The sequence below is a fragment of the Shewanella sp. ZOR0012 genome (genome assembly GCF_000798835.1).
Taxonomy (GTDB): domain Bacteria; phylum Pseudomonadota; class Gammaproteobacteria; order Enterobacterales; family Shewanellaceae; genus Shewanella; species Shewanella xiamenensis.
In genome coordinates, this window is sequence record NZ_JTLE01000007.1 from 1 (window position 1) to 5,238 (window position 5,238).

The following is a 5,238-nucleotide window of genomic DNA, read 5'->3' on the forward strand; positions in this document are numbered from 1 at the left end:
TCGAGCAAGCCGTTATTTTTGACTTTCTTGCCGATAATCCGTATTAAGTTTATGCAGTTCGCCGGATAAAGAGCTTGTTAACAATATTAACTCCCGCTCCTTATTCATATGACCGATTATCATAGGTGGATGATTGATTATGAATGCTTTTTTGGCTATTCATCATGATCCTTCCAGTTTTCCTTTACCTGTACAAAAATATCGATGTTATTGATAAACAGTTCGAGTAAATCAGGATCAAAATGTTTACCTGCACCTTTACGCATTTCATCGATAACCTCTTCCAGTGGCCAAGCTGCTTTATAGCAACGTGCATGGGAAAGAGCATCGAACACATCTGCAATTGCAACAATACGGGCAAAAATGTGAATTTGTTCTTGTCTTAAATTGGCTGGATAGCCTGAACCATCATACTTTTCATGATGTTGCAAGGCTATAATCGCTGCGGCTTTTAGGATAGGCCGCTCGGAATTAGCGAGGATCTGGTAGCCAATAGTAGGGTGCTGACGCATAACCGATCATTCTTTATCGTCTAACTTACCAGGCTTAAGCAACACAGCATCGGGGATCGCTATCTTACCAATATCATGCATAGGCGATGCTCTGCGTAAAAGTTCAGCTTCGGTCTCTGATAATCCAGCAAGTAGTGCCAGTTTGGCACAATATTCGGCCATACGTTTTACGTGGTTTGCCGCCTCTTTTGAGCGGCTTTCAACGACATCTCCTAAACGTAGAATAAGTTCAGACTGGGTATCTTCGACCTCTTGATTTAGAAGTAGGTTCTCAAAGGCGATACCCACATTTATTGCAAAAATATCAATAAGTTTTTTATCTAAATCGTCGATTTTATCAATCCCATCCATATAAAGCAGGTTGATAAGCCCGCTCTTCGTTGGGAAATAGCCAACGAAACAGTTATCTTCATATAAACAACGCTTTTGTGCGAGAGCGGTGCGTAATAACTTATCAATATGCATTGGTAACACTTTGTTCGCAGGACTCTCGGCAAATTGTCCCGTCCCCGCCAAAATCTTAATCTCAGCAGATTCCATATGGCCGCTTATCGCATCCATGGCATTGCAGGTTAGCAGCAGTGTTTCGGAATCGAGATTCAATAGGGTTGCAACTTGGGTCAGCAAGCCATCAGCGAATCGATAGAGCGTTCTGAGTTCAAATAATCCTGAGGTTGCCTCGAGCACTCGCTCTAATCCTTTTCGATGATTCAGCTGTGCACGCCTTGCTTGTTCGATTTCCATAATGTCGCGGTAAGAACGCAGTGCCGAGTAGACACTTGTCATTAACTTGCGTGAATCGAGTTCAGATTTTGCCTTATAGTCATTGATATCGTAGTTGACGATAACATCTTCTTCAGGAGCTTGGCCTGGCTGTCCTGTGCGCAAAATTAGGCGGATTGTTTTGTTTTTATGTTCCTCACGGATCCACTTTACTAACTCCAAGCCAGCATGATCGGTTTCCATTACAACATCAATAAAGGCAATTGCCAGATCTTGTTCATTTAAAAGAAATTCTTTAGCTTGTTCAGCACTATAAGCGTTAATAAAGGAGAGGGCACGACCATCGAGTTTAAAACGAGAAAGTGCAAGTTTAGTGACCGTGTGTACATCAGGCTCATCATCAACAACAAGAATTTTCCAGGGCGCAGAAAATGCAGAAGTTTCTATGGTTTTTTTCCCTGAAAAGAGCGGCTTTTTCTTTGTAAGATCAATCACCATCCGAGACCTCATCACTTAATTTATGTCGCACAGTTAGAGTGTAGTAGAAGCTTGTCAAATCAGTAAAAATAATTCTGCAGCGGGGAAGGTCGCAAATTTAACAGCTCGTTATTGATAACTATTATCATTTGTGTATTATCAAAATAGATAACTCAGCAGGAATTTATATGGCATATATGGCAGAAAGGATCAATTTATCTATATCAGAGGAGAAACTTGCGCAACTCATTCGTGAAGGAAGTCTATGTGCAGCGGATTTTTCATGTCTAGATAATCAATCAAAACGGAAAGTCTGGCAACTTTGCCTTATCTGTTGCCAAAAACGCATAGGCTGCCAGCAATGTTCACAAACAAGTTGTCCGCAAATTGAAAGACTCATTAATGCCGATAAATAACGTTATCGGCATTTGCATTTAAGTATTATCATGCATTAAACACTTAAATTTAAAAGTTATTATGCAGCTTCCTCCAGTATTACCTTTATTTGATTCAATTGAATTCATACAAGATGGGAACAGTGTGGTGAATCAATACATTACCCAAGTCAGTCTAACGGATGTGCCTGATGCAGGTTTAGTAATGGAACATGCAACAGATTGGTTATTTGAACAAAAACACAGTGAAAACAACTATAAAGCCTATCGGAGTGAACTCACTACATTCCTGCATTGGTGCTTTGATGTCGCCAAAATGTCACCCACACAGGTGCTACGTAAGGATATGAGTCGGTATGTGAATTATTGTTTGGCGCCACCCTTAGCGCTGATTGGTTACTTTAACGTGCCACAGTTTAAACTCGATAAACTGCGTGATGAGCGGGTTCCTAATAGTCTTTGGCGGCCATTTGTCGGCAAGAAACTGTTAGGGCAAGTTCAACCTTATGTGCTTAGCGACAATGCATTAAAAACCAAGATTGCTATTTTATCCTCGTTTTATAGCTACTTAATGAGTGAGGAGTTTTGTGAGCGCAACCCCGCGCAAATTTGGTTGAATCACAGCCGCTTTGGCCAAAACAAGCAGTATCAAAGACAAAGCGAGGAAGATGAAAACAACTTGGCTTTCACAGAACTACAGTGGTCCTATGTGATGAGCACAGTTACTCGATTGGCTGAAACATTACCCGAATTGCATCAACGTAGTTTATTCTTGATTTCATTGATTTATTCCTGCTATTTACGCATCTCTGATGTATCTGCACGGGTTGGCTATTCACCAGTGATGGGCCAATTTAGGCAAAATTCACAGACAGGCATTTGGAGTTTTCATATTCCACTGAGTAAAGGTGGTAAAAAGCGTAGCGTGGCGATGTCAAAGGCGTTACTGGACGGCTTAGTTAAATATCGACAGTTTTTAGGTCTTACTGACTATCCAAATCAAAGTGAACCACATCCGTTATTTGTTCGACATAGAGCAGCTGGTCGCGGCCGAGATGCGGGTGTAGTGAATGCTAATCTTGGGATCCGTCAGATACGGGAAGAAATCCAAGCGATTATTAATCTTGCTGCGGATAATGCTCAAGTTGATGGCTTTCACCAAGACGCGGCACAAATGAGAAAACTCACAGCACACAATATCAGACATACAGGGATTACCCATGACATTAATATTAACCGTAGACCGTTGTCACATGTCCAAGCCGATGCAGGCCATGAGAGTATCGACACCACATCGAAGTATTTACACACCACACAAATAGAAAGACATGAAAGCGCCTTTAATAAGCCGTTAGACCATTTGCAAGGTATTAACTAGGATGTTATCGGCACCCTAAATCCCTCTTACATGAAAACTGCGCACAATGTATAGATCGTTAAAGCATTCTAAACATTAGATAATTTTGCCAAACCCTTGCTATGTAAGGTCTGTAAGCGATTTGATGGAATACAGCAGCTTGGCCGATTTTGCCACATTTTAGTAACAATCTAATCAAGTAACTCCGATTTTTCGCAGTATGCCAGAGCATCTAGAATTTTTTGCAAAGAGGCCTTTGCGATAGGGTCTTTTTGTCTCCAAATAACTGAATGCAATAGTAAAACTCCTAAGTGAATATCTAACGCATCCGCGAACTTAATTAACACGTCATCTTTAGGAAAACTGGCATTTCGGCGCCAATGAGAAACGCCAGTCTGTGAAAAACCAAATTTTTTCATCACTTGATAATCAGAAGTCAGGCCGTATGCGGCTCGTATGAGGTCGAGCAAGTCTGATGGTTGCATTTTTCCGTGTCCTGTTGGTGTCCTATAACCAGTGTAGTTGCTGCATTCTTCATCGTAAATGCAGCAGAGTTGTTGCTTGTACAGCAAAGTGGATGAATGTAGGCTGAATATGTCCTGTGTGGCGCGGGTCGCTGGATGCGTCCCGTTAGCCACAAAACCAACAGGCAAGCCACAGGAGACAGACCAATGACCACTTACAAAAAAGTACCGAATTCCAATATTGAAGTCCCCGTATGGATGGACGCCACCGCATTAGCAAAGCCAATCAGTAACGCTTTGCGTCAACGCAATGCTGAAATTGTTCGCCGCCTGAAAGCTAAGTTTTTCGGGGGTGCAAGATGATTGATAACCCAAGTTTCCGCGCACCTACGCCAGACGAAATAAACGAAATGCGGGCTGATTTAGTCGCCGCTCATGCGCATATTGAATTACTCCACAAGTTGATTGGTCAAGCAACAAGGGAAACGCCTGTCTATTTGACAAATCCAAGTTACAAAGGCGCATTAAGGGAGCTAACCTTAGTGGCCGCAGAATGGGAGGAATCCCAATGTTAATGGCATCCTTCGAGGGCGTTCAGCGCCTCAACCCAGACCCTAAATGGTCGCAAGCGCCGTTTTTCATTTCACAGGCTGAGCGGTATTTAGAAATCGCTTGGGATTATATTGGGCGCGGCAATTTTAAAGTCGCCGCGCAATTTCATGACGTTGCATCAAGCTATTTAAGCCTAGCCAAAGCCGCAGAGCTAAGGGGGCGTGATGCAGCCACACATTAAGGGCGCGCGGGCGCCAATATCCACTGTTGAGATAATAGAGGATTTGCCGCCGCTCACCTTCGAACCTCAAGACTTAACCGCCCCAAGGGGCGGTATTTTTGTATCCGAATTTGACCAGCGCAACGCCGAAAAGCTAAAGCTGGATTTATGCCGCCGAAATCAGGCTTATTTTGCCGAAATTGCACGCCAAGACCAAAGCCCCGCAGGGCGGGCGAAGCCCGAGAAAGCTAGGCTAGTCAAGGATTGCAAAAGTCCGACACGTCACACGGTAGCCACGACAAACACCCGCAAAGAGGCTCGAATTGGTCGCTATCTTGAACATTTACGCGCCAAGCATAGCGAGGCTCACGACGCTGTTGCCGCCTCGCTTGGCGTGAATCTCGAAGCCTCAGAGCGTTTCATTGTCCGTGATATTTACGAAAAAGCCCCTGAAACCGTGGCAAGTCTGCCTGAACTCGGTCGGGTAAACCTTGAAACGGGCGAAATGTTGCCGCCGATGGACAACAGTACCCGCAAG

General features: G+C 43.5%; 6 protein-coding genes and 2 pseudogenes. 6 read left to right on the plus strand and 2 right to left on the minus strand.

The features are described from left to right. Positions 1–155 precede the first annotated feature (155 nt). Positions 156–1,733 (minus strand): annotated as a pseudogene (locus tag L976_RS00070) (DUF3369 domain-containing protein). A gap of 176 nt (positions 1,734–1,909) precedes the next feature. On the opposite strand from L976_RS00070, the gene L976_RS23560 reads away from it, so the two are divergent. Together L976_RS23560 and L976_RS00075 are read left to right on the plus strand one after the other, a co-directional pair. Further along, positions 1,910–2,128 (plus strand): hypothetical protein, encoded by a 219-nt coding sequence (locus L976_RS23560; RefSeq protein ID WP_037430492.1) that lies wholly within the window; start codon positions 1,910–1,912, stop codon positions 2,126–2,128. Positions 2,129–2,189: 61 nt separating this feature from the next. Next, complete coding sequence (locus tag L976_RS00075; RefSeq protein ID WP_047532797.1) at positions 2,190–3,485, plus strand: tyrosine-type recombinase/integrase; 1,296 nt, start codon at positions 2,190–2,192, stop codon at positions 3,483–3,485. A 170-nt stretch (positions 3,486–3,655) separates the two neighbouring features. Here the strand turns inward: L976_RS00075 and L976_RS00080 are convergent, their stop codons facing one another. Continuing rightward, positions 3,656–3,949 carry a helix-turn-helix domain-containing protein gene (locus tag L976_RS00080; protein WP_047532800.1) on the minus strand — a complete coding sequence of 98 codons (294 nt, stop codon included), beginning with the start codon at positions 3,947–3,949 and terminating at the stop codon, positions 3,656–3,658. A 186-nt stretch (positions 3,950–4,135) separates the two neighbouring features. Between L976_RS00080 and L976_RS23015 the strand changes: the two genes are divergently transcribed. From L976_RS23015 to L976_RS00095, 4 genes and pseudogenes are all read left to right on the plus strand, one after another. Continuing rightward, on the plus strand, positions 4,136–4,291 hold the full coding sequence (locus L976_RS23015) for a hypothetical protein (protein ID WP_156143116.1): 156 nt from the start codon (positions 4,136–4,138) through the stop codon (positions 4,289–4,291). Continuing rightward, a complete protein-coding gene (locus L976_RS00085) occupies positions 4,288–4,503 on the plus strand; it encodes a hypothetical protein (protein ID WP_047532803.1) in 216 nt (71 codons plus the stop codon). The genes L976_RS23015 and L976_RS00085 overlap by 4 nt, the downstream gene beginning before the upstream one ends. Beyond that, positions 4,497–4,721, plus strand: a complete 225-nt coding sequence (locus L976_RS00090; RefSeq protein WP_047532806.1) for a hypothetical protein — start codon at positions 4,497–4,499, stop codon at positions 4,719–4,721. Before L976_RS00085 ends, L976_RS00090 begins: the two co-directional genes overlap by 7 nt. Beyond that, positions 4,705–5,238, plus strand: a pseudogene (locus tag L976_RS00095) (hypothetical protein); the annotation flags it as partial. The gene L976_RS00090 and the pseudogene L976_RS00095, both read left to right, overlap by 17 nt.